Genomic DNA, 21,008 nt, shown 5'->3' with positions numbered 1-21,008 from the left:
GCCGGCGGCGGCCAGAACGGAACGAGCGGAGGTAAGCTTGGCGAACATGAGGGACGTCCGTCATTTGAACTGAGCGGTTCCGCACCGCCACACGCGTTTGTCTAACATGATGGTGGGGGCGTTTCGCTAAAGTAAACAAGTGGTGAGCGAACTTGCCGCAGGGGCGAAAAAATTAAGCCCGTGGTCGCAATGCTGCAGCTTGGTGTGACTCACGCGAGCTCGCCCTTACGTTATGGTGCGCTGCACAAAATCCTTGACTGCTGCACTGCAACATGGCAAATCGCTGTTGTCCCAAGCGCAGAGGGGCGAGTTGCAGCTCGACCCCTACGCCCCGCCGCCTTCCTCCCCAGGAGATCCCCATGGCCGCCGCCGAAACCGTCAAGAACACCGTCGAGCAGTTCACCGCCGCGTCCAACCAAGCCTTCAAGGATGGCGTCGAGAAGTCGCTGGCCGCTCTCGCCGAAGCCAACACCCACTCCAAGAAGAACCTCGAAGCGGTCGTCGCCTCGGTGACCGCCGCCACCAAGGGCGCCGAAGCCCTGGGCGCCGAGACCTTCGCCTATTCGAAGAAGCTGGCTGAAGACCAGGTCGCCGCCGCCAAGTCGCTGGCCACCGCCAAGAGCGTGCAGGAAGCCGTCGAGCTGCAGACCGCCTGGGCCAAGTCGGCCCTCGAGTCGTACATCGCCCAGGTCAGCAAGGCCTCGGAGATCGTCTCGGCCTCGATCAAGGACTCGGTCAAGCCGCTGAACGAGCGCATGAGCGCCGCGGTCGAGAAGTTCCAAGCCGCTCGCTAAGAGCCGGCCTTCGCGCCTTCGGGCGTGATCCAGACCAGAAAAGCCCGGACCGAAAGGTCCGGGCTTTTTTCTTTTGCGCCCGCGCCGCCCGCGTTAAGGATGCCGTGGAAATCGCGGGAGCGTTGCGTATGTCGAAGGTCGAAGAGCGTTTGAAGGCGATGGGCGTGGAGCTGCCCCAGCCGGTGGCCCCGGTGGCCAACTACGTGCCCTTCGTGCGCTCGGGCGATCTCGTCCATATCTCCGGCCAGATCTCGCTGGACGCGACTGGCGGGATCAAGGGCACGGTCGGCGTCGACGTCGATCTGGAGACCGCCCAGAAGGCCGCGCGCATCTGCGGGATCAACCTGCTGGCCCAGATGAAGGCCGCCTGCGACGGCGACCTCGACCGCGTCGTGCGGGTGGTCAAGCTGGGCGGCTTTGTCCAGGCCGGGCCCGACTTCATCGACATTCCCAAGGTCGTCAACGGCTGCTCGGACCTGATGGTCGAAGCCTTGGGCGACGCCGGCCGCCACGCCCGTTCGGCGGTCGGCGTCTACAAGCTGCCCCTCGGCTTCGCGGTCGAGGTCGATGCGGTGGTGGAGATCGCCTGATGCGCGCGCGCGAACGCCCCTCGACCGAAACCTTCGGCGAGGCGTGGGAGCGCCTGTTCGATCCGCCGGCGGCCCATCGCGGCCTCTGGAGCCCCGAGGGCGCGCCGGAAAACTCGCGCGCCGCGTTCCAGGCCGCCTGCGCCCACGGCTACGCTATCGAGCTGGACGTGCAGCTGACCGCCGACGGCGAGGCCGTGGTCTTCCATGACGACCGCCTGGAGCGCATGACGGGGCGGGAAGGGCGCCTGCGCGACCACACCGCCGCCGACCTGGGCGCCATGACGCTGAAGGGCACGGACGAGACCATCCCGACCCTGGCCGACGCCCTGACCCTGATTGGCCACCGCGCCATGGTGTTCATCGAGTTGAAGACGCCCTTCGGCGAGGTCGGGCCGCTGGAGAAGCGGGTTTCCGACGTGCTGGTCGACCACAACGGCCCGACCGCCGTGATCGGCTTCAATCCCTATTCCCACGCCTGGTTCGCCGACCATCAGCCGCAGATCCTGCGCGGGCTGAACTCCTACCGCTGGAACGACGACAACGCCCGCAAGCTGGCGCCGGAGATGCGCAAGTCGCTGGCGGCGCTGGAGCAGGTCGAGCTGGCGCGACCGGACTTCCTCTCGCTCGGCCTCGACATGTTGCCCAGCCCGCGCGCCGACCTATATCGCGGCAAGGGCATGCCGGTGATCGCCTGGACGGTCCGCAGCCCCGACCAGTGGGAAGGCGTGCAGGACCATTGCGACAACCTGATCTTCGAGGGCTTCCACGCGTGAGTTCAATCCGGCCGGCGGTTCGCGTCCATCGCGCGGTCGCCGAGATCGGCAAGGACGCCTGGGACGCCTGCGCCACGTCGACGGGCGATCCGTTCGTCTCCTATGACTTCCTGTCGATCCTGGAGGAAAGCGGCTGCGTGTCGGCCCGCACCGGCTGGGCGCCGCAGCACCTGTCGGTCGAGGACGAGGCGGGCGCCGTGGCGGGCGTCATGCCGCTCTATCTGAAGTCCCACAGCCAGGGCGAATACGTCTTCGATCACGCCTGGGCCGACGCCTATGAGCGGGCCGGCGGGCGCTACTATCCCAAGCTTCAGTGCTCCTCGCCGTTCTCGCCGGTGACCGGATCGCGCCTGATCGTGCGGCCGGATGTCGACGCCGATGAGGGACGGTCGGCGCTACTGGGTGGCGCCTTGACCCTTTGCGAACGCATGGGGGCCTCTTCGGTGCACGTGACCTTCCCGGTCGAGGACGAGTGGCGATGGATGGGCGAGCGGGGCATGCTGCTGCGCCAGGACCAGCAGTATCACTGGGAGAACCGTGGCTACGCGACCTTCGACGATTTTTTGGCGGCCCTGTCCGCCAACCGCCGCAAGACGATCCGGCGCGAGCGGCGCGACGCCCAGGAGGGGCTTGAGATCGTCGCCCTGACGGGCGGCGACCTGACCGAGGATCACTGGGACGCGTTCTTCGCCTTCTACATGGACACGGGCAGTCGCAAGTGGGGGCGGCCTTATCTGAACCGCCGCTTCTTCTCGCTGCTCGGCGAGCGAATGGCCAACAAGGTCCTGCTGATCATGGCGCGGCGTCCGGGCGGCCCCTTCATCGCCGGGGCGCTGAATCTCCTGGGCCGCGACTGCCTCTACGGCCGTCATTGGGGCTGCGTCGAGGACGTGCCGTTCCTGCACTTCGAGCTATGCTACTATCAGGCCATCGAGCACGCGATCCGGCTGGGCCTGCCGCGGGTCGAGGCCGGCGCGCAGGGGCAGCACAAGATCGCGCGCGGCTATTTGCCGAGCCCGGTCTATTCCGCGCACTGGATCGCCGATCCGGCTCTGCGCGAACCGGTGGCGCGCTATCTCGAACGCGAACGCGAGGCGGTGGCCGCCGATATCGAGATGCTGACCGAGGAATATTCGCCGTTCCGGGAGGAGCGGTAGCGCCCCTCCCGATAGCGGCGTCTACTGCAGGCGGACTTCGGCCGCCTTGTCCTTGTAATCCTTCTTCGGATCGGCCCCGAGCATCATCTTGATACCGGCGAACAGGCTGTTCTCATTCAGCCAGATCTGCGCGTCGCCGGGCTCGAAACGCAGCAGACGCAGCTTCGGATCGTCCTTGCCGTCATACCAGGCGGCGATGAAGGGGTTCCACAGACGCTCGATCGTCTCGCGGTCATTGTCGACGCGCATACGGCCTTCGACGGTGGCGAACACGTCATGGCCCTTGGACGCGAAATGGAGGATCGCGTCGTGCTCGCCGCCCTCCACAGCCTGGACCAGATCCACGTCCACGGCGCTGAAGATCCAGATCGGACCGGAATGATCGCCCTCGAACACGGCGGTCATCGGCTGGGCGCGGCCGTTCTCGCGCTCGACAAGACCCAGCATCACGGTGCGGTCGGACTTCAGGGCCTTCCAGAATTTTTCGGCCAGTTCGGCGTCTTTGGACATCGTCGTCTCCTTTGCTGTGGAGACGAACGGCGCCGGACGAGGCGCGTTCCCAAGGCGAAGCTTGGCAAGCTTAGGAGCGGTCCCAGGCCAACTTCAGTAGAGCCTCAAGCTGGGCGTCGACGTCGGCGGGCGAGGCGAGGGTGAGCTTCGCCTTGAGGCGCTCCGACCAGCCCTCGTTTCGGGGCTCGGCGAGGCGCGGCGAGGCGTCGGGCGTCAGCGCCAGGCCCAGGACAGCCTGGCCGCCCTTGAGCGGCTTCAGCGCCGCGAACTGGGCCTTGTGGGACCAGGCGGTGTAGCCCTTGCGCTGCCCCGTGACGAGGCCGGGAAAGTCCGCCACCGCCGCCTCGACCGCCGCCAGGATCGCGACCTGGTCCGGATCCCTCCACAGCGCCGCGCGTAGGCCGGCCGCGTCGTCCCAGCCGCCGCTTTCCGGATAGGCGACGGCGAAGATGCTGGCGGCGCGGTTTTGGCCCAGGCCATAGGCCGCCTTCAGCCATTCGGCCCGGGCGCGGGGCTTGGTTTCCTTGCACTCGCGGCGAACGATCTCGACCCATTGGTCCAGGGTCTTGCCGGTCTCGCGCTCCAGGTTGGCGCGGAGCGAGGCGAACCACTTCTGCTGCTGCTCGGTCAGACCCTGAGGCTTCGTGTCCATGGTTGCGCCCATCCCCTGGTTTGCTACGACCGGTCCGACGACAGGGAGACGGTCATGAGCCTCGACGGACGCTACGACGGCGACAACATCTTCGCCAAGATCATCCGGGGTGAGATCCCCAGCGTGAAGGTGTTCGAGGATGACCGTGTCCTGGCCTTCATGGACGTCTTCCCGCAGTCGCGCGGCCACGCCCTGGTGATCTCCAAGGTCAGCCAAGCCCGCAATCTGCTCGAGGTCGAGCCGGAGGTTCTGGCCGAGCTTGCGGCCGCGACCCAGAAGCTGACGCGAGCCGTGGTCTCGGCCCTGAAGCCCGACGGGGTGGTCATCACCCAGTTCAACGGCGCGCCGGCCGGCCAGACGATCTTCCACCTGCATTTCCACGTCATCCCCCGCTACGAGGGTCAGGCCCTGGGTCGCCACGGGGAGGGCGGCATGGCGAACACCGACGAGCTCAAGGTCCTGGCGGCGAAGATCGCCGAAGCGCTCTAAGGCGGCGCCTGGTCCTAGTGGATCAGCTTCGGCAGGGCCGTGTAGAGCGCCAACAGCACGGCCATTCCGCCGAGCAGGGACCAGCCTTGCATGCGGATCTTCTCGCTAAGGCGAGCTTCTAGCTGTGCAAGCTCCATGCGAAGCGTGAGCTTCGTTTCCAGAAGATCCTCCTTTGTCGCGAACAGTTTCAGATCTTCCTTCGTCGCAAACTGCTTGAGATCGTCCTTCGTCGCGAACTGTTTGAGGTCATCCTTGGTCGCGAACTGTTTGAGGTCATCCTTGGTCGCGCACGCCTTCAGGTCGTCCTTAGTCGAGAGATGGCTGATGTCGGGCATGGCAGCGGTCTGTTGAACGATCTCGACCACCGCGTCGGCCAGCCGCTCTTCCATGCCCGCGTCGCGGAGCCTCTTAGAAGCGCTGAGGGTGTCGAAGCCGATCGCGGTCATGCCTACACGCTAGCCGTTTGTTCCCGTTTCGTCCACAATTTTCGGGTGAGCGGAAAACGAAAAAGGCCCGGATCGCTCCGGGCCTTTCCGTTTTAGTCTGAACCCTAAGCCTACTCCGCCAGCGCCGGTTCGGCTTCGTCGGCCTTGCCCGCCTTGGGATCGGCGTTGCTGTCGATCTCGAAGTCGATCTTGCTGTCCTTGAGCACGACCTTGACGTGGCCGCCGCGGACCAGGCGGCCGAACAGGATGTCGTCGGCCAGCGGCTTCTTGATGTGCTCCTGGATGACGCGAGCCAGCGGACGGGCGCCGTAGAGCTCGTCGAAGCCGTTCTTGGCCAGCCAGTCGGCCGCGTCGTCGCTCAGCTCGATCGTGATGTTGCGGTCGGCCAGTTGGGCCTCCAGCTGCATGACGAACTTCTGCACGACCTGGCGGATGATCTCCGGCGTCAGCGGCTTGAAGGCCACGACGGCGTCCAGGCGGTTGCGGAACTCCGGCGTGAACAGGCGCTTCAGCGCGGCTTCCTCCTCACCCTCGACCTTCGAGCGGCCGAAGCCGATCGAGTTGCGCTGGGCGTCCGAGGCCCCCGCATTGGTGGTCATGATCAGGACCACGTTGCGGAAGTCGACCTTCTTGCCGTTGCTGTCGGTCAGCGTGCCGTTGTCCATCACCTGCAGCAGGATGTTGTAGACATCCCCGTGCGCCTTCTCGATTTCGTCGAGCAGGACGACGGCGTGCGGGTGCTGGTCGACCGCGTCGGTCAGCTGACCGCCCTGGTCGAAGCCGACATAGCCGGGAGGGGCGCCGATCAGGCGGCTCACGGTGTGTCGCTCCATGTACTCCGACATGTCGAAGCGCAGCATCTCGATGCCCAGGGTCTGGGCCAGCTGCTTGGCGGCTTCGGTCTTGCCGACGCCGGTCGGGCCGCTGAACAGATACGAGCCGATCGGCTTGTTCGGTTCGCGCAGGCCGGCGCGGGCCAGCTTCATGGCGGCCGACAGTTGGGTCAGGGCTTCGTCCTGGCCGAACACAGCGCGCTTCAGGTCGGTCTCGAGCTCCTTGAGGGCCTCGGTGTCCGACTTGCTGACCGACTTCGGCGGAATGCGGGCGATCTTGGCGACGACCGCCTCGATCTCCTTCACGCCGAGCGTCTTCTTGCGACGGTTCTCCGGCACCAGCATCTGCGAGGCGCCGGCCTCGTCGATCACGTCGATCGCCTTGTCCGGCAGCTTGCGGTCGGTGATGTACTTGGCCGACAGCTCGACGGCGACCTTCAGGGCGTCGTTCGTGTACTTCAGCTTGTGGAAGTCCTCGTAGTAGGTCTTCAGGCCCTTGAGGATCTTGATGGTGTCTTCCACCGTCGGCTCGTTCACGTCGATCTTCTGGAAGCGACGGACCAGGGCCCGATCCTTCTCGAAGTGCTGGCGGAACTCCTTGTAGGTCGTCGAGCCCATGCAGCGCAGCGAGCCGGAGGCGAGCGCTGGCTTCAAGAGGTTAGAAGCGTCCATCGCTCCGCCGCTGGTCGCGCCGGCGCCAATCACGGTGTGAATCTCGTCGATGAACAGCACCGCGTTCGGGTGGCTTTCCAGCTCCTTGACGACCTGCTTGACGCGTTCCTCGAAGTCGCCGCGATAGCGGGTGCCGGCCAGCAGCGCGCCCATGTCGAGCGAGTAGATGGTGGCGCCTTCCAGGACCTCGGGGACCTGATGCGTGACGATCTTGCGGGCCAGGCCCTCGGCGATGGCGGTCTTGCCGACGCCGGGGTCGCCGACGAGCAGCGGGTTGTTCTTGGTGCGACGGCACAGGATCTGGATCGCGCGCTCGACTTCGTTCGCGCGGCCGATCAGCGGGTCGACCTTGCCCTGGCGGGCCTTTTCGTTGAGGTCGACGCAATAGGCTTCGAGAGCCTCGCCGCCCGTCTTGGTGTTCGGCTTCTCGCCGTCTTCCTCGGTCTGGTTCGAGGCGCCGGCGCTGGCGCCCTTGACGCTCTTGGCTTCCGAGGCGCCGGCCTTCTTGGCGATGCCGTGGGCGATGAAGTTGACCGCGTCGTACCGCGTCATGTCCTGCTCCTGCAGGAAATAGGCGGCGTGGCTCTCGCGTTCGGAGAAGATGGCGACCAGCACGTTGGCGCCGGTCACTTCCTCGCGGCCCGACGACTGGACGTGGATCACCGCGCGCTGGATCACGCGCTGGAAGCCGGCGGTCGGCTTGGCGTCCTCGTCGTCGTCGACGACCAGCGAAGCCAGTTCGACGTCGAGATAATTCGAAAGGCTCTTCTTCAGCGCGGCGAGATCGACGTCGCACGCGCGCATAACTCCGGCGGCGTCATCGTCGTCGGTCAGGGAAAGCAGAAGGTGCTCCAGCGTCGCGTATTCGTGCTTACGCTGGTTCGCGTAAGCGACGGCGCGATGCAGGGACTCTTCCAGGGGGCGCGAAAAAGAGGGCAACGGGGAGGCTCCTCAGTCCTTTTCCATGGTGCACTGCAGGGGGTGCTGATGGCGTCGCGCCGAGTCTATGACCTGGGCGACCTTGGTTTCTGCGACTTCGTAAGTATAGACGCCACACACGCCCACGCCGTTTTGGTGGACATGCAACATGATGCGGGTCGCATCTTCGCGCGACTTGTTGAAGAACCGCTCGAGCACGTAAACGACGAACTCCATCGGTGTGTAGTCGTCGTTGAGAATCAGAACCCGATACAGCCAGGGCTTCTGCGTCTTCGGCTTCACTTCCGTGACGACCGACGACCCAGCGCCGTTGCCTTGTCCGCCTTGCTTCAGCTCGGCCATCGACTTGTTCTCTCCTGGCGGGCAAATCACCCGCCTATCTTGGATTAGATATTTAAACGCCGCGGCTTTGGAAGAGGCCGAAGCGCCGCTGCGCCGCTTTAGCACAGGGGCGCCTCGGATTTCGGCTTCACGTTTGGGAGAGCGAAGACCGCGCGCGAACGGTTCCGGAGCATGGCGGCCGAAAATGTGGCGGTTTCGGCGCCCGTCATGCCCCTGGGTTGAGACTGAGCCTGTCGATCCGGGGCGACAGGTTCGGGGTTGAGACGCCCAGATGGTGAAGGAAGTGACGCCCCGCAAGAGGAGCCGGCGCCGACCTAGCGGCTCTTCAGCGCCCGACCGCTGACGACCGCCGCCGCGCCGAACTTGCCGCGCAGGGCGTCGATGGCGGTCTCGCTTTTCAGCGAGCGGCGCTCCTCGTCGGCGAACATGTCCGAACCGGCGGTCTCGGCGTCGACGAATTCGGTCAGGCCCGCGCCGATTAGGCGGTAGGACAGGCCCTTGGGCTCGGCGGCCAGCAGCTCACGCGCCACCTGGAACAGGGTGCGGGCGGTCTGGGTCGGCACCGCCAGCGTGCGGCGGCGGGTGTGGACCTTGAAGTCGGGGGTGCGCAGCTTCAGCGTCGCCACGCGGCCGGCGACGCCTTCCTTGCGCGCCTGCTTGGCGACCTTCTCGCAAAGCGGCCAGAGCTCGTCCTCCAGGTCCTCGCGCTTGTGCAGGTCGTCGTTGAAGGTCGTTTCGGCGCTGATCGTCTTGCGGGCCTGGTCGGGGTCGACGATGCGGCTGTCCTGGCCGTGGGCCAGCCGATGCAGGCGCAGGCCGCCGGAGCCGAGCCGATTGGCCAGAAGCTTGAGGTCCGCCTCGGCGATGTCGCCGACGGTGCGCAGGCCGATCTCGGCCAGGGTCGAGACAGTGGCGGGGCCGACGCCGGGCAGGATGCCGACCGGCTTGTCGGCCAGGAAGCTCTGCGCCTCGGCCGCTCCGATCGCCGAGAAGCCGCGGGGCTTGTCCAGCTCCGAGGCGATCTTGGCCAGGAACTTGTTGGGCGCGAGGCCAATGGAGACGGTCAGGCCGATGTCGCGCTCGATCTCGGCCTGCAGCCTGGCCAGCATCACCGCCGGCGGCGCGCCGTGCAGGCGCTCGGTGCCCGTCAGGTCGATCCAGGCTTCGTCCAGGCTCAGCGGCTGGATCAGCGGCGTCAGCCGGTCGAGCTTCTCGTGGATGCGCCGGCTCTCCTCCTTGTACTTGGCGAAGTTGGGCTTGATGACGACGGCGTCGGGGCACAGCTTCAGCGCCTTGAACATCGGCATGGCCGATTTCGCGCCGCTCATGCGGGCGATGTAGCAGGCGGTGGTCACCACGCCGCGTTTGCCGCCGCCGACGATCACCGGCTTGTCGCGCAGCGACGGATCGTCCCGCTTCTCGACCGACGCGTAGAAGGCGTCGCAGTCCAGGTGGGCGATCGAGAGCGTCCCGAGCTCCTGATGAAACACCGTGCGCGGCGAGCCGCAGGACGGACAGCGCGCGGCCTTGGCCTCGCCCGTCCACCCGCAGTCGCGGCACAGGGATTTCATTGGGGATTTCTCGGCTGGAGACCGACCTTCAGAGTCGCCTCCCTAGGCCTTGTGCCTAGGGCCCATGGTTCGGCTCGCCTGGCTCTGGAGCGCGTGCGCCAGCGGTGCCCAAGACCATTTCCAACCGCCCAGCCCAGCCGCGCCCTGGGTCCTCGCCACAAGGGCGAGGAAGGCGGGGGGGAATTGGCGGTTGGCGGCAGCACCCACTACTCCTGGGGCCAAAGCCAGGCCGCGCCGCGCACGCCGGAGCTGTCGCCATGGACGGCCTTGCGGACCGGCGTCTCGAAGACGTCAGAGAAGACGTGCGGCGCTATGGCGCCCTGCAGGCGGGCGTAGAGCGCGTCGACGTTCGACATGCCGCCGCCCAGGACGATGACGTCGGGATCAAGGAGGTCGCAGACCACGGCCAGGGCGCGGCCCACGCGGTCCACATAGCGGTCGAGCGCCGCGGCGGCCGAGGCGTCGCCGGCCGCGATCGCCTCCATGGTGGCCTGTCCGTTCGGGAAGCCGGCGTCGCGGGCGAAGCTCGGGCCGGCGATCCAGGTCTCCAGGCACCCCTTTCGGCCGCACCAGCAGTCGTGTCCCGGATATTCCTCGGGCTTGGGCCAGGGCAGGGGCGAGTGGCCCCATTCGCCGGCGAAGCCGTTGCGGCCGTCGATGATCTTGCCGTCGACCACCACGCCGCCGCCGCAGCCGGTGCCCAGGATGGCGGCGAACACCACGCCTTCGCCGGCGCCCGCCCCGTCGGCTGCCTCGGACAGCGCCAGGCAGTTGGCGTCGTTGGTCAGGCGCACGGGCCGCGCCAGGCGTTGTTCCAGATCCTCGCCGAAGCGCTGGCCGTTCAGATAGACGCTGTTGGCGTTGCGGATCAGGCCGGTGCGGGGCGAGATCGAGCCGGGAATCCCCAGGCCCAAGCGCGCGCAGGACGCGCCTGCCATCGCCTCGGCGTCGGCGACCAGCTCGGCGACGACCTCGAGCGCAGCCTTATACTCGCCGGGATTGGGCTTGCGGACCCGCGCGACGAAGGCCCCGGCCTCGTCGATGGCGGCGGCCTCGATCTTGGTGCCGCCGAAATCGATGCCAAAACGGATCATGCGAACAGACGCTCCTCGATGGCCGTCTTCAACAGCGGCCATTCGTCGATACGGACATGGCGGTCGGGCGCGGAAGGCGCGAGCGGGCGCAGGCGCTCGTCGCTGACCATCTGGAAGCGTCCAACCGTGGGCGCCCTTTCCGCCACCGATTCCAGCTGCGGTAAAAGATCGTCGATGAAGACGGACGGCCCCGCGGTGCGCGCCGCCAGCTCGGCCGCCGCCGGACCCTTGGGTCCGGTGTTGATGATCAGCGGGTAGTCAAAGCCATGCGTCTTCAGCCATTGGGCGCGGGCGAGGCGTCCGTGCTCGGGCGCATTGGTCAGGATGACGACGTCGGCGCGCGTGGACAGGTCCGCCAGGGCGTCGGCCGCGCCCGCGGCGGGCGGCAGGTCCTCGGCCCCGTCGCGGAAGAAATCGTCGAACAGGGCCTTGCCCGCGATCAGATCGAGGTGTTCGGTCTCGCCAGGGCGATAGATGTTCTGGAACAGGGCGAAACGATCCACCCGCAGTTCAAAGCCGTATCGGGCGATGAAGGACCCGAAGCCCAGCATGAACTGCGCCAGGACCTCGTCGACATCGACGATGACCAGCGGCGCGTGGGCCCGGATGGGGCAGGTCTGAAGATCGGAGAGGCGAGGTTCCATGAGCTCTGGTGGTCAAAAACGAGATTAGCGGGCGCTTAAGGATATTTGTGCGAACAACGCCGGGAAGGTGGCGCGAATCCGTCGGCGCCGCCACATGACCGTATGGTCGGGGTAAGGATGACGAAGAAGGTCCTCATCGTGGAGGATAACGAGCTGAACATGAAGCTCTTTCATGATCTGCTCGAGGCCCAGGGTTACGAGACCCTGCAGACCCGCGAGGGTCTGTCGGCGCTGTCCATCGCCCGCGAGAACAAGCCGGACTTGATCCTGATGGATATCCAGTTGCCCGAGATCTCGGGCCTGGAAGTCACCAAGTGGCTGAAAGAAGACGAGGAACTGGCTCATATTCCGGTCGTCGCCGTCACCGCCTTCGCCATGAAGGGCGACGAGGAGCGTATCCGGGACGGCGGCTGTGAGGCCTATATCTCCAAGCCCATCTCGGTCGTGCATTTCCTGGACACCATCAAACGTCTTCTGGAGCGGCAGCCGGCATGAGCGCTCGGATCCTCGTCGTCGATGACATCGAGGCCAATGTCCGTCTGCTGGAGGCCAAGCTCGCAGCGGAATATTATGAGGTCTCGACGGCGATCGACGGCCAGACGGCCCTGTCGATGGCCCAGCGCGATCTGCCCGACATCATCCTGCTGGACGTGATGATGCCCGGCATCGACGGCTTCACCGTCTGCCGCAAGCTCAAGGAAGATCCCGCCACCCGGCATATCCCGGTGGTGATGATCACCGCGCTCGACGGTCGGGCGGATCGGATCCAGGGCCTGGAGGCCGGCGCATCCGACTTCCTGACCAAGCCGATCGACGACGTCATGCTGTTTGCTCGGGTGCGCAGCCTGACCCGTTTCAAGCTCGTCATCGACGAGCTTCGCCAGCGCGAGGCCTCCGGTCGTCGCATCGGCGTGATCGCCGGCGCCGCCGCTCGCCTGGACGGCCTGGGCGGCCGGGTGCTGGTCGTGGATGATAACGAGCGCCAGGCCGAGCGCCTGGCCGGCGAATTGGCCGGCGATCACCGGCCGGTGGTCGAGACTGATCCCGAGACGGCCAAGGTCAGCGCCAGCGGCCCGGTCGACCTAGTCATCGTCAACGCCGCGGCCAAGGGCTTCGACGGCCTGCGCTTCACCGCGGCTCTGCGCTCGGACGAGCGCACGCGTCACCTGCCGGTGCTGGCGCTGGTCGATCCGGACGATCGCGCCCGCATGGTCAAGGCGCTGGAGATCGGGGTGAACGACATCCTGACCCGCCCGGTCGACTCCCAGGAACTGGCGGCGCGCGCCAAGACCCAGATCCAGCGGAAACGCTACACCGACTACCTGCGCAACAACCTCGACTATTCGCTGGAGCTGGCGGTCACCGATCAGCTGACCGGCCTGCACAACCGCCGCTACATGGTCGGCCAGCTGGAGACACTGGTGCGGCGCGCGGCGATGGGCGGGGACGAGGTCTCGGCCCTGCTGATCGACATCGACCACTTCAAGAAGATCAACGACACCTTCGGCCACGACATCGGCGACGAGGTGCTGCGCGAGTTCGCCTTGCGACTGGCCTCCAATGTGCGGGCCATCGACCTGCCGTGCCGCTACGGCGGCGAGGAGTTCACCGTGATCATGCCCGAGACGCGGATGGCCGACGCCCTGCGCATCGCCGAGCGGATCCGCAAGCATGTCTCGGCCTCTCCGTTCAAGGTCGCCAACGGCGAGGAGATGCTGAACGTGACGGTCTCGGTCGGCGTCTCGGCCACCGGCGGTCAGGGTGATACGCCCGAAGCCCTGCTCAAGCGCGCCGACGAAGGCGTCTACGAGGCCAAGGCCGGCGGGCGCAACATGGTCGTGGGCAAGGCGGCCTGAGGCTCCGCGGCGCCTTGCGGCGCGGCGCCGGCGACATTTCAGCCCTGAAACCCTTCCGTCCTTGCACGGATCAACCATTCGGGCGAAATCGCTCGGATGAAGACGATGCTGACCCGCGGCGCGCTCGCCGCCGCCCTGGCGACCACGGTCGCCGCGACCGCCACCTTCGCCGCCGAGTCCAAGCCTGATCCCAGGCTGGTGGTCGTGATTTCGGTCGACCAGTTCAGCGCCAATCTCTACGCCCAGCATCGGCCGGAGTTCGTCGGCGGGCTCAAGACGCTGAGCCAGGGGATCGTCTATCCCAACGGCTACCAGTCGCACGCCTTCACCGAGACCTGCCCCGGCCACTCGACGCTGCTGACCGGCAAGCATCCCAACAAGACCGGCATCAGCGCCAACGACTGGTACGACCGCGCCACAGGCAAGACGGTCTACTGCCTGGCCGATCCGACCGTCACCCTGGCCGACGACCCGAAGGGCCGGGCGGTTTCGCCCGCCAACATGGTCGCCACCACCTATGGCGATTGGCTGAAGGCCGTGTCGCCGACCAGCCGGGTGTTCGGCGTCTCCGGCAAGGATCGTGGCGCCATCACCATGTCGGGCCACAGGGCCGACGGCCAGTTCTGGTACCAGCCGGGCTTCGGCTTCACGACCTGGGTCGCCCCGGGACAGAGCCCGCAGGAGCGCCTCAAGCCCGTCGCGGGCTTCAACGCCAGGCTTGCCGCGGACCTGAAGGCCCATCCGTTCACCTGGGACTACGCCAAGGCCTCGGCCAAGCGCTGCAAGGCGCTGGAGGCGGACTACGAGACCGGCGGCCGCCAGTGGCGCGCGGCGCTGCCGATCCCGGCGGCGACCAGCGCAGCCGACAAGCAGCGCGACCTCTACGCCAGCCCCTATACCGACCAGGTCACGCTCGAGCTGGCCCAGCGCCTGCGCGAGACCTACGGCCTGGGCGACGGTCCGCAGGTCGATCTGCTGACCATCAGCCTGTCGGCGACCGACTTCATCGGCCATCGCTACGGCACGCGGGGCCCTGAGATGTGCGACCAGATCGCGCGCCTCGACGACCGCCTCGGCGTCTTCCTGAAGAGCCTGGACAAGGTCAAGGGCGGGGTTCTGGTGGTGCTGGCCGCCGACCACGGCGGCGCCGACTTCGCCGAGCGCCTAGCCGGCGAGGGCTACGGCTTCGAGCGGGTGATCGGCAAGCCGTGGATCGCCAAGCTGAACGCCCAGCTTCGCGCCGACCTGGGCCTGGGCTGGGATCCGCTCGTCGCCGACGGCGGCATCGACCAGATCTATGTCGTGGGACCCGACCGCAAGACGCCGTCGATCACCGACCGCGCCCGCGTCACCGCCGCCGCCCTCGCGCTGATCAACAAGGACCCCGCCGTCGCCGAAGCCTTCGACTCAAACGCGGTCTTCACCCTGGCCCCCGCGCCGGCCGACGCCTCGCCCGAGGAGCTGTCCGTCGCCGAGCGGGTGCGCCGCAGCGCCTATCCGGGGCGAGTGGGCGACATCCTGATCGCGTTCAAGCCCAACCGCGTTCCGGCCACCGCCGGCGCGACCTATGTCTCCACCCACGGCAGCCCCTGGGACTACGACCGGCGCGTGCCGATCCTGTTCTGGTGGAAGGGCGCGACCCCGCACGAGCGCGTGCTGCCCCTGGACACGGTCGACATCGCCCCCACCGTGGCGGGCGCCACCGGCGTCAAGCCGCCGGCCGACATCGACGGCGTCTGCCGCCCCCTGGCCTACGGGCAGGCGTGCTGAGTCGGATTTAGAGCGGTTTCTTAGCGTTTCTGACACTTTCGACGCGCATGCTCGCCAATACATCCTTCACGGGAGGCGGGGGTGGCGAGGTCGAAGTTCGGTTTCAGAAAGCGCGCGTCCGTGGGGCCCTGGTTGTTCCTGGGGCTGGCGACCTGCGCAATCCTCTTCCTGGCGGGCGGGCTCGCCGTCGGGCAACCCGCCAGCGGCTTGTCCAATCTGGCGATGATCGGGGCGTTCGTGGCGGTGTGCCTGGGCCCGGTGCTGCTGGCGCTCACCCTGGTGTGGGGCGGCTTCATGCTGTTGCGCTGGGTCTGGACGGGCTGACGTCCCCTTACCGAAGCAGCCAAACAAAAACGCCCGGCTATCGCTAGCCGGGCGTTTTCATGTCTCAGCGCAGAAGGGCGATCTTACTTGATCTTGCCTTCGCGGAATTCGACGTGCTTGCGGATGACCGGATCGTACTTCTTCAGCACCATCTTTTCGGTCTTGGTGCGGGCGTTCTTCTTGGTCACGTAGAAGAAGCCGGTGTCCGCCGTCGAGTTCAGGCGGATCTTGATGGAAGCCGGTTTGGCCATGGTCGAATCCCTGCGGTGGTCGCGCAGGTTCCCGCGCGCTGGAAATGAGAGGCGCGGAACATACTCATCGGAGACTCAAAGTCAATTGCCGCGCGCGGCTTTGGGCGAAAGTCCCTGATCCCCGTGATGAGCCTAGAGATGCGTCAGATGACGCTTGCCGTTCAGGAAGCGCATGAACGGCGCGGGCCGTCCAGCCTCGGCGAGCCTCTGGCCCACCTCGTGCACGACGAACCGGGTGATGTTGGGCAAATCCAGCGCCATGGCCTCCTCGAAATCCACCCAGGCGATCTCGTCCAGCTCGCCGCAGTCGGGGCGGCGGTCCAGGGACAGCAGGGCCTCGGCCGGAGCCATGAAGAATCGGGCGTCGAACCGGCGCGGCCGATAGGGCGGGGTGATGGCCCGGGCCACGAAGCTCAGCGGCGCCAGGTCGGGCAGGGCGCCCTGGGCCAGAAACGGCCGCCACGGCCCCGCGCCGGGCCGCTCGGGCGCCGGCCTGGCCAGCAGCAGGCCCGTCTCCTCGAAGGTTTCCCGCACCGCCGCCAAGGCCAGGGCGCGGGCCAGGCGTGTCGGCTTGGGATGGCGAGGGTCCTGCTCCAGGCGCGTGGCGACCTCGGGCGAGAGTTCGCTGGCGCTGGGCGCGTCGTAGTCGGTGCGATCGACCCGGCCGCCCGGAAACACCCACTTGTCGGGCATGAAGGCGTGGCCGTGATTGCGGCGGCCCATCAGCAGGCGCGGCTGGGACCCGTCGGTGCGCACGATGATCAGGGTCGCCGCGTGCTTGGGCCTCAGCGCCGCGCCGGTCTCGCGCACGGCGCCGTCGTTGATCGTGTCGAATTTGGCGTCGATCGGCGGCAGGCTCATGGGGGAAGGTTAGATGGTTTGCGCCGGTGGGAAAGGCGGACATTGGGTCAACCCGATATCTCATTCGCATTTCCATTCCGCCTTCCTGGGCCTTGTGCCCAGGACCCATCGTTCAGCAGCGGTGGACCCGCTCGTTGCGCGCTCTCGCCGGCGGCTTGTTCTGATCAAGCCGAGCCAAGCCGATGCATGGGTCCTCGCCACAAGGGCGAGGAAGGCCGTGTTAGGAAAGCTTGCAGAGGCGCTCGGCTTGACCGTGCGCGGCGACGCGACGCAAGCTCGGGACGCATTCTTGAGGGGCTCTGCGATGATCGGACGGATTTCGACGCTGGCGCTGGCCGCCGGCCTGGCCTTCGGCGCGCCGGCGATGGCCGCGCCGACGCCAGCCCAGGTCGCCGCGGCGGCCAAGGCCGTCCAGCCCAAGGTCGTGGCCTGGCGGCGCGACATCCACGAGCACCCGGAGCTCGGCAACCAGGAGGTCCGCACCTCGGCCCTGATCGCCAAGGAACTGAAGGCGCTGGGCCTGGAGGTCCGCGAGAACGTCGGCAAGACCGGGGTCGTCGGGATCCTGCGCGGCGGCAAGCCGGGCAAGGTCGTGGCCCTGCGCGCCGACATGGACGCCCTGCCGGTCGCCGAGAAGACCGGCCTGCCGTTCGCCTCCAAGGCCACCGCGACCTGGGAAGGCAAGACCGTACCGGTCATGCACGCCTGCGGCCACGACACCCACGTCGCCATGCTGCTGGGGACCGCCACGGTGCTGGCCGGGATGAAGAAGGACATCCAGGGGGCCGTGGTGTTCGTCTTCCAGCCGGCCGAGGAGGGGCCTCAGGCTGGCGAGGAAGGCGGCGCCAAGCTGATGATCCGCGACGGGGCGCTGGACAATCCCAAGGTCGACGCGATCTTCGGCGTCCACATCGGCCCCGGCGACGCTCACCAGCTGAACTACCGGCCGGAGGGCTTCTATGCCGGCTCGGACCGCATCACGATCACGGTGAAGGGCAAGCAGACCCACGGGGCGCGGCCCTGGGCCGGCGTCGACATGGCCAGCGTCGCCGCAGACATCATCCAGGCCATGAACCAGATCGCCGCCCGCCAGGTGGACGTCGGCGCCCAGCCCTCGGTCGTGACCCTGGCTGTGATCAATATGGGCCTGCGTCAGAACATCATCCCCGAGGACCTGTCGATGCAGGGCACGATGCGGACCTTCTCGCCGGAGCGAAAGGCGCAGTTGATCGACAAGATCACCAAGGCCGTGACGTCCATAGGCGACCGCTACGGAGCCAAGGCCGAGGTCGCCTTCACCCAGCCCTATCCGGTGACCTACAACAATCCCGAGCTCTCGAAGTGGGTGAAGGCTTCGCTGCTGAAGGCGTCCAGCAAGGTCGACGACAACGCCGCCCTCGTCACCGGGGCCGAAGATTTCTCGATGTACGCCGAAAAGGTGCCGGCCGTGTTCGTGCAACTCGGAGGCCGCAAGGCCGACGTGCCGGCCGCGACGGCGCCCGCCAACCACTCGCCCTACTTCGATGTCGATGAAGCGGTGTTCGAGACCGGCGTGAAGGCCGAGGCCTTCATGGCGCTGGACTATCTGGCGCGGAAATAGGGCGCGCCGCGCGTCACGGGCCCCGGCGCACGATCAAACTTGAGCCCGATTGATCGGGTTAGACCAGGGCGCGGCTGTCACGCCTCGCGAGGGAGAAATCATGACCGAGCTCTACGCCTTCGCCCTGGCGCTGGTCCTGATCTTTGCGGCGGTGATGGTCCATTACGAGGCGCTGCGGCTTCTGTCCGCCGGACAGGCGGCGAAAGCGCTCTCGCCGCAGCTGAAGATCCTGCTGGTGATCTTCGGCCTGATCATCGCCCACGTCGTCGAGGCCGGGCTGTTCGCGGTCGGCTATTGGGTCGGCGACCGCTTGCTGAACCTGGGCGCGTTCGTGGGCGTCTCGGCGATGACCGCCAGCCAGCTGTTCTTCTTTTCGATCGAGACCTTCACCACCCAAGGGGTTGGCGACGTCTATCCGGTCGGCGCCCTGCGGCTGATCGCCAGCCTGGAGCCGCTGGCCGGCCTGATCCTGATCGGCTGGTCCGGATCTTTCACCTTCCTGGCGATGGGCCTGGATTGGCGGCTCGAGCGGAAAACCAAGGCGTGATCCGGCGCAGGGCCTCCTCGACCTCGGCCGTGGAGACCGCGAAGCTGAAACGAATGAAGCGATGGCCCTCGACCGGGTCGAAGTCGACGCCGGGCGCCGTGCAGACGCCGGTGTCGCGCAGCAGGTCCTTGCAGAAGCTCAGCGAGTCGTCCGTCAGGTGGCCGATGTCGGCCCAGATGTAGAAGGCCCCGTCGGGCGGAGCGATCTGCTGCAGGCCCAGCGCCGGTAGCGCCTCCAGCATCAGCTCGCGATTGCGACGATAGACGGCGATGTGGCCTTCCAGCTCCTCGATGCAGTCCATGGCGGCGAGGCCCGCGTGCTGGGCCAGGGACGGAGCGGTCAGGAACAGGTTGCCAACATAGGCGCGCGCGCGCTCCAGGTCCTCGCCCGCCGGCGTCAGCAGCCAGCCCAGCCGCCAGCCGGCCATGCTGAAGTACTTGCTGAAGCTGTTGACGATCAAGGCGTCGGGCGTGAACTCCAGCATCGAGGGCGTGCGGCCGGCATAGGTCAGGCCGTGATAGATCTCGTCGCTGATGATCCGGATGCCCCGCTCGCGGCAGACCTTGGCGATCGCTTCCAGCTCCTCGGGCGTGATGATCGTTCCGGTCGGGTTGGCGGGGCTGGCGACGATGACGCCGGCCGGGGCTTGATCCAGTTCGGCCAGATGCTTGGCGGTCAGCTGGAAGCGGTCTTCCGGCCCGCAGGCGATCTCGACGGGCGTCAGGTGCAGCGCCTTGATGGTGTTGCGATAGGCGACATAGCCGGGGCGGGCGATGGCGATGCGGTCGCCAGGCTGGAACGCGCTGGACAGCGCCAACACCAGCGCCGGCGATGCGCCGCAGGTCAGGACGATCCGCTCGGGCTCGACCGTCACGCCATAGAGCGTCTGGTAGCGCTGGGCGATCTTCTCGCGCAGCAGCGGGCTTTCCCAATAGCCCATGGCCTCGGCGTCGAGGATCTCGTGCGCCTTGGCGATCGCCTTGCTGGGGGCGCCGGTCGAGGGCTGGCCGAACTCCATGTGGATGATCGACCGGCCCTCCATCTTCAGCTGGTGGGCCAGGCGGCTGATGGCGATGGCGTGGAAGGGTTCGATCTCGGCGCGCATGGAACGGACATAACCAAGTTCGCGCCGCCTCGCAGCAGCCTAGATCAAGTCTGGCATAGGTTTGGACGGCATGGCATGAAGCCGCCATGCGTTTTGCCCTGACCCTCGCCGCCGCCCTGGCGCTCACGTCTCCCGCGCTGGCTCAGACAGCGCTGTCTTTGAATATTGGCGGCCGCGTGGCGTCGGCTCCGAGCGGCGGCTACGATTTCGGCTGGCCGGGCGTCTATTTCGAGGGACGCTTTTCCGGCCCGTCGGTCGAGGTCGCCGTCGACACCGGCGGCGAGCATCTGGCGGTCAGCGTCGATGGCGTGCGCAAGGCCGAGCTGACCAAGTCCGGCGCGACGCGGCTGACGCTGGATCGTCTCGGCCCGGGCGCGCACGTCGTGCGACTGGACAAGCTGACCGAGAGCCAGAGCGGCTCGTCGCGCTTCGAAGGCTTCTTCGTCGGCAAGGGCGGCAAGGCTCTTCCGGCGCCGGCGCGGCCTCACCGCATCGAGTTCATCGGCGACTCCCACACGGTCGGCTACGGCGTGCGGTCGGCCAGCCGCGACTGCACCGAGCAACAGGTTCACGACCTGACCGACACCAGTCTGGCGTTCGGGCCGATCCTGGCCGCGCGGCTGGATGCGGACTACCGGATCGAGGCGTTCTCGGGCCGGGGCGTCGTGCGCAACTACAACGGCATCGCCCCCGGCGAGCCGCTGCCGGTATTGTTTCCCCGGCTGATCGCCGGCCAAGCCGAGCCGCGCCTGGCCGCCAACGATCCGTGGAAGCCGGAGATCGTGGTCATCGGCCTGGGCACCAACGACTTCTCGACCGCTCTCCACGCGGGCGAGGCCTGGCCCGGCGAAGCGGCGCTGCGGCGGGATTACCGTGATCGCTACGTCGCCTTCATCGAAGGGCTGAAGGCCAGCCGCCCCGGCGCGCGCTTCTTCCTGATCCAGGGCGACACCTTTGTCGACGATGTCGCCGAGGTCGCCGGCCGGACCGGCGCGACGGCGGTGCGGATCACGGGAATGGAGCGCACGGCGTGCCACGCGCATCCGTCGGCGGGGGATCAGCGGATGATGGCCGACAAGCTCGAGGCGGCGATTAGATCAGCGCCGTAGTTCTCCTCCCCCTCCGGGGGAGGTGGCCCAGGGGGCCGGAGGGGGCTGCTCGGCCTAAGCCGGCGACGCCCCTCAGTCG

The 21,008-nt window shown here is 67.2% G+C and carries 23 protein-coding genes and 1 pseudogene; 12 read left to right on the top strand and 12 right to left on the bottom strand.

Translation table 11 applies throughout. The features are described from left to right. Nucleotides 1–359: 359 nt before the first annotated feature. From DI526_RS06115 to DI526_RS06100, 4 genes are all read left to right on the top strand, one after another. Entirely contained in the window at nucleotides 360–794 is a 435-nt protein-coding gene (locus tag DI526_RS06115; RefSeq protein ID WP_304275408.1) for a phasin family protein, read from the top strand. Between the two features lie 122 nt (nucleotides 795–916). Beyond that, nucleotides 917–1,384 (top strand): RidA family protein, encoded by a 468-nt coding sequence (locus DI526_RS06110; protein ID WP_304275407.1) that lies wholly within the window; start codon nucleotides 917–919, stop codon nucleotides 1,382–1,384. Further along, nucleotides 1,384–2,157: a glycerophosphodiester phosphodiesterase gene (locus DI526_RS06105; RefSeq protein ID WP_304275404.1), complete on the top strand. Its 774-nt coding sequence runs from the start codon at nucleotides 1,384–1,386 to the stop codon at nucleotides 2,155–2,157. The genes DI526_RS06110 and DI526_RS06105 overlap by 1 nt, the downstream gene beginning before the upstream one ends. Next, nucleotides 2,154–3,314 carry a GNAT family N-acetyltransferase gene (locus tag DI526_RS06100; protein ID WP_304275401.1) on the top strand — a complete coding sequence of 387 codons (1,161 nt, stop codon included), beginning with the start codon at nucleotides 2,154–2,156 and terminating at the stop codon, nucleotides 3,312–3,314. Before DI526_RS06105 ends, DI526_RS06100 begins: the two co-directional genes overlap by 4 nt. 21 nt (nucleotides 3,315–3,335) lie before the next feature. Here DI526_RS06100 and DI526_RS06095 read toward each other — a convergent pair whose 3' ends face one another. Next, on the bottom strand, nucleotides 3,336–3,824 hold the full coding sequence (locus DI526_RS06095) for a pyridoxamine 5'-phosphate oxidase family protein (RefSeq protein WP_304275398.1): 489 nt from the start codon (nucleotides 3,822–3,824) through the stop codon (nucleotides 3,336–3,338). A 70-nt stretch (nucleotides 3,825–3,894) separates the two neighbouring features. Continuing rightward, nucleotides 3,895–4,476 carry a DUF4287 domain-containing protein gene (locus DI526_RS06090; protein WP_304275396.1) on the bottom strand — a complete coding sequence of 194 codons (582 nt, stop codon included), beginning with the start codon at nucleotides 4,474–4,476 and terminating at the stop codon, nucleotides 3,895–3,897. Between the two features lie 54 nt (nucleotides 4,477–4,530). On the opposite strand from DI526_RS06090, the gene DI526_RS06085 reads away from it, so the two are divergent. Next, complete coding sequence (locus tag DI526_RS06085) at nucleotides 4,531–4,965, top strand: HIT family protein (RefSeq protein WP_304275394.1); 435 nt, start codon at nucleotides 4,531–4,533, stop codon at nucleotides 4,963–4,965. A 14-nt stretch (nucleotides 4,966–4,979) separates the two neighbouring features. Here DI526_RS06085 and DI526_RS06080 read toward each other — a convergent pair whose 3' ends face one another. The 7 genes and pseudogenes from DI526_RS06080 to DI526_RS06050 form a co-directional block, all read right to left on the bottom strand. Then, nucleotides 4,980–5,411: a hypothetical protein gene (locus tag DI526_RS06080; protein WP_304275391.1), complete on the bottom strand. Its 432-nt coding sequence runs from the start codon at nucleotides 5,409–5,411 to the stop codon at nucleotides 4,980–4,982. Between the two features lie 110 nt (nucleotides 5,412–5,521). Next, a complete protein-coding gene (gene clpA / locus DI526_RS06075; RefSeq protein WP_304275389.1) occupies nucleotides 5,522–7,855 on the bottom strand; it encodes an ATP-dependent Clp protease ATP-binding subunit ClpA in 2,334 nt (777 codons plus the stop codon). Between the two features lie 12 nt (nucleotides 7,856–7,867). Continuing rightward, the gene (clpS, locus tag DI526_RS06070; protein ID WP_304275420.1) at nucleotides 7,868–8,197 is read right to left on the bottom strand and encodes an ATP-dependent Clp protease adapter ClpS; all 330 of its coding nucleotides are present in this window, start codon (nucleotides 8,195–8,197) and stop codon (nucleotides 7,868–7,870) included. 39 nt (nucleotides 8,198–8,236) lie between these two features. After that, nucleotides 8,237–8,362: pseudogene (locus DI526_RS06065) on the bottom strand (hypothetical protein); the annotation flags it as partial. Nucleotides 8,363–8,511: 149 nt separating this feature from the next. Continuing rightward, the gene (locus tag DI526_RS06060) at nucleotides 8,512–9,768 is read right to left on the bottom strand and encodes a DNA polymerase IV (protein ID WP_304275384.1); all 1,257 of its coding nucleotides are present in this window, start codon (nucleotides 9,766–9,768) and stop codon (nucleotides 8,512–8,514) included. A gap of 206 nt (nucleotides 9,769–9,974) precedes the next feature. Then, entirely contained in the window at nucleotides 9,975–10,862 is an 888-nt protein-coding gene (locus DI526_RS06055) for an ROK family protein (RefSeq protein WP_304275382.1), read from the bottom strand. Further along, complete coding sequence (locus DI526_RS06050) at nucleotides 10,859–11,506, bottom strand: hypothetical protein (protein ID WP_304275380.1); 648 nt, start codon at nucleotides 11,504–11,506, stop codon at nucleotides 10,859–10,861. Before DI526_RS06050 ends, DI526_RS06055 begins: the two co-directional genes overlap by 4 nt. 117 nt (nucleotides 11,507–11,623) lie before the next feature. Here DI526_RS06050 and divK point away from each other — a divergent pair, with 117 nt between their 5' ends. From divK to DI526_RS06030, 4 genes are all read left to right on the top strand, one after another. After that, nucleotides 11,624–12,001 carry a cell-cycle response regulator DivK gene (divK, locus tag DI526_RS06045; protein WP_304275376.1) on the top strand — a complete coding sequence of 126 codons (378 nt, stop codon included), beginning with the start codon at nucleotides 11,624–11,626 and terminating at the stop codon, nucleotides 11,999–12,001. Next, a complete protein-coding gene (locus DI526_RS06040; RefSeq protein WP_304275373.1) occupies nucleotides 11,998–13,362 on the top strand; it encodes a PleD family two-component system response regulator in 1,365 nt (454 codons plus the stop codon). Before divK ends, DI526_RS06040 begins: the two co-directional genes overlap by 4 nt. A gap of 105 nt (nucleotides 13,363–13,467) precedes the next feature. Beyond that, on the top strand, nucleotides 13,468–15,132 hold the full coding sequence (locus DI526_RS06035; RefSeq protein WP_304275417.1) for an alkaline phosphatase family protein: 1,665 nt from the start codon (nucleotides 13,468–13,470) through the stop codon (nucleotides 15,130–15,132). 120 nt (nucleotides 15,133–15,252) lie between these two features. Then, a complete protein-coding gene (locus DI526_RS06030; RefSeq protein ID WP_304275371.1) occupies nucleotides 15,253–15,456 on the top strand; it encodes a hypothetical protein in 204 nt (67 codons plus the stop codon). Nucleotides 15,457–15,539: 83 nt separating this feature from the next. Here DI526_RS06030 and rpmG read toward each other — a convergent pair whose 3' ends face one another. Together rpmG and DI526_RS06020 are read right to left on the bottom strand one after the other, a co-directional pair. Further along, nucleotides 15,540–15,707, bottom strand: coding sequence for a 50S ribosomal protein L33 (gene rpmG, locus DI526_RS06025; protein WP_010920317.1), 168 nt, complete (start codon nucleotides 15,705–15,707; stop codon nucleotides 15,540–15,542). A gap of 132 nt (nucleotides 15,708–15,839) precedes the next feature. Beyond that, complete coding sequence (locus DI526_RS06020; RefSeq protein WP_304275345.1) at nucleotides 15,840–16,568, bottom strand: NUDIX hydrolase; 729 nt, start codon at nucleotides 16,566–16,568, stop codon at nucleotides 15,840–15,842. Nucleotides 16,569–16,872: 304 nt separating this feature from the next. Here DI526_RS06020 and DI526_RS06015 point away from each other — a divergent pair, with 304 nt between their 5' ends. Together DI526_RS06015 and DI526_RS06010 are read left to right on the top strand one after the other, a co-directional pair. Then, on the top strand, nucleotides 16,873–18,168 hold the full coding sequence (locus tag DI526_RS06015; RefSeq protein ID WP_304275344.1) for an amidohydrolase: 1,296 nt from the start codon (nucleotides 16,873–16,875) through the stop codon (nucleotides 18,166–18,168). Nucleotides 18,169–18,268: 100 nt separating this feature from the next. Further along, nucleotides 18,269–18,715: an ion channel gene (locus DI526_RS06010; protein WP_304275342.1), complete on the top strand. Its 447-nt coding sequence runs from the start codon at nucleotides 18,269–18,271 to the stop codon at nucleotides 18,713–18,715. Here the strand turns inward: DI526_RS06010 and DI526_RS06005 are convergent. Further along, nucleotides 18,660–19,820 (bottom strand): pyridoxal phosphate-dependent aminotransferase, encoded by a 1,161-nt coding sequence (locus DI526_RS06005; protein WP_304275339.1) that lies wholly within the window; start codon nucleotides 19,818–19,820, stop codon nucleotides 18,660–18,662. The genes DI526_RS06010 and DI526_RS06005 overlap by 56 nt on opposite strands. An 86-nt stretch (nucleotides 19,821–19,906) precedes the next feature. On the opposite strand from DI526_RS06005, the gene DI526_RS06000 reads away from it, so the two are divergent. Continuing rightward, nucleotides 19,907–20,929, top strand: coding sequence for an SGNH/GDSL hydrolase family protein (locus DI526_RS06000; protein WP_304275336.1), 1,023 nt, complete (start codon nucleotides 19,907–19,909; stop codon nucleotides 20,927–20,929). Nucleotides 20,930–21,008: the final 79 nt, after the last annotated feature.

Source organism: Caulobacter segnis, from assembly GCF_003243465.1.
GTDB lineage: Bacteria > Pseudomonadota > Alphaproteobacteria > Caulobacterales > Caulobacteraceae > Caulobacter > Caulobacter segnis_A.
The sequence above is the reverse complement of the archived record's forward strand: the minus strand, read 5'-3'. Positions and strand labels throughout refer to the sequence as shown.

Excerpts from the sequence above, each read along its gene's own strand:
- DI526_RS06005 (WP_304275339.1), bottom strand. The coding sequence starts at position 19,820 with ATGCGCGCCGAGATCGAACCCTTCCACGCCATCGCCATCAGCCGCCTG.
- DI526_RS06115 (WP_304275408.1), top strand. The coding sequence starts at position 360 with ATGGCCGCCGCCGAAACCGTCAAGAACACCGTCGAGCAGTTCACCGCC.
- DI526_RS06090 (WP_304275396.1), bottom strand. The coding sequence starts at position 4,476 with ATGGACACGAAGCCTCAGGGTCTGACCGAGCAGCAGCAGAAGTGGTTC.
- divK (WP_304275376.1), top strand. The coding sequence starts at position 11,624 with ATGACGAAGAAGGTCCTCATCGTGGAGGATAACGAGCTGAACATGAAG.
- DI526_RS06095 (WP_304275398.1), bottom strand. The coding sequence starts at position 3,824 with ATGTCCAAAGACGCCGAACTGGCCGAAAAATTCTGGAAGGCCCTGAAG.
- DI526_RS06000 (WP_304275336.1), top strand. The coding sequence starts at position 19,907 with ATGCGTTTTGCCCTGACCCTCGCCGCCGCCCTGGCGCTCACGTCTCCC.
- DI526_RS06015 (WP_304275344.1), top strand. The coding sequence starts at position 16,873 with ATGATCGGACGGATTTCGACGCTGGCGCTGGCCGCCGGCCTGGCCTTC.
- clpS (WP_304275420.1), bottom strand. The coding sequence starts at position 8,197 with ATGGCCGAGCTGAAGCAAGGCGGACAAGGCAACGGCGCTGGGTCGTCG.
- DI526_RS06105 (WP_304275404.1), top strand. The coding sequence starts at position 1,384 with ATGCGCGCGCGCGAACGCCCCTCGACCGAAACCTTCGGCGAGGCGTGG.
- DI526_RS06010 (WP_304275342.1), top strand. The coding sequence starts at position 18,269 with ATGACCGAGCTCTACGCCTTCGCCCTGGCGCTGGTCCTGATCTTTGCG.
- DI526_RS06080 (WP_304275391.1), bottom strand. The coding sequence starts at position 5,411 with ATGACCGCGATCGGCTTCGACACCCTCAGCGCTTCTAAGAGGCTCCGC.
- DI526_RS06055 (WP_304275382.1), bottom strand. The coding sequence starts at position 10,862 with ATGATCCGTTTTGGCATCGATTTCGGCGGCACCAAGATCGAGGCCGCC.
- DI526_RS06085 (WP_304275394.1), top strand. The coding sequence starts at position 4,531 with ATGAGCCTCGACGGACGCTACGACGGCGACAACATCTTCGCCAAGATC.
- DI526_RS06020 (WP_304275345.1), bottom strand. The coding sequence starts at position 16,568 with ATGAGCCTGCCGCCGATCGACGCCAAATTCGACACGATCAACGACGGC.
- rpmG (WP_010920317.1), bottom strand. The coding sequence starts at position 15,707 with ATGGCCAAACCGGCTTCCATCAAGATCCGCCTGAACTCGACGGCGGAC.
- DI526_RS06035 (WP_304275417.1), top strand. The coding sequence starts at position 13,468 with ATGCTGACCCGCGGCGCGCTCGCCGCCGCCCTGGCGACCACGGTCGCC.
- DI526_RS06060 (WP_304275384.1), bottom strand. The coding sequence starts at position 9,768 with ATGAAATCCCTGTGCCGCGACTGCGGGTGGACGGGCGAGGCCAAGGCC.
- DI526_RS06050 (WP_304275380.1), bottom strand. The coding sequence starts at position 11,506 with ATGGAACCTCGCCTCTCCGATCTTCAGACCTGCCCCATCCGGGCCCAC.
- DI526_RS06040 (WP_304275373.1), top strand. The coding sequence starts at position 11,998 with ATGAGCGCTCGGATCCTCGTCGTCGATGACATCGAGGCCAATGTCCGT.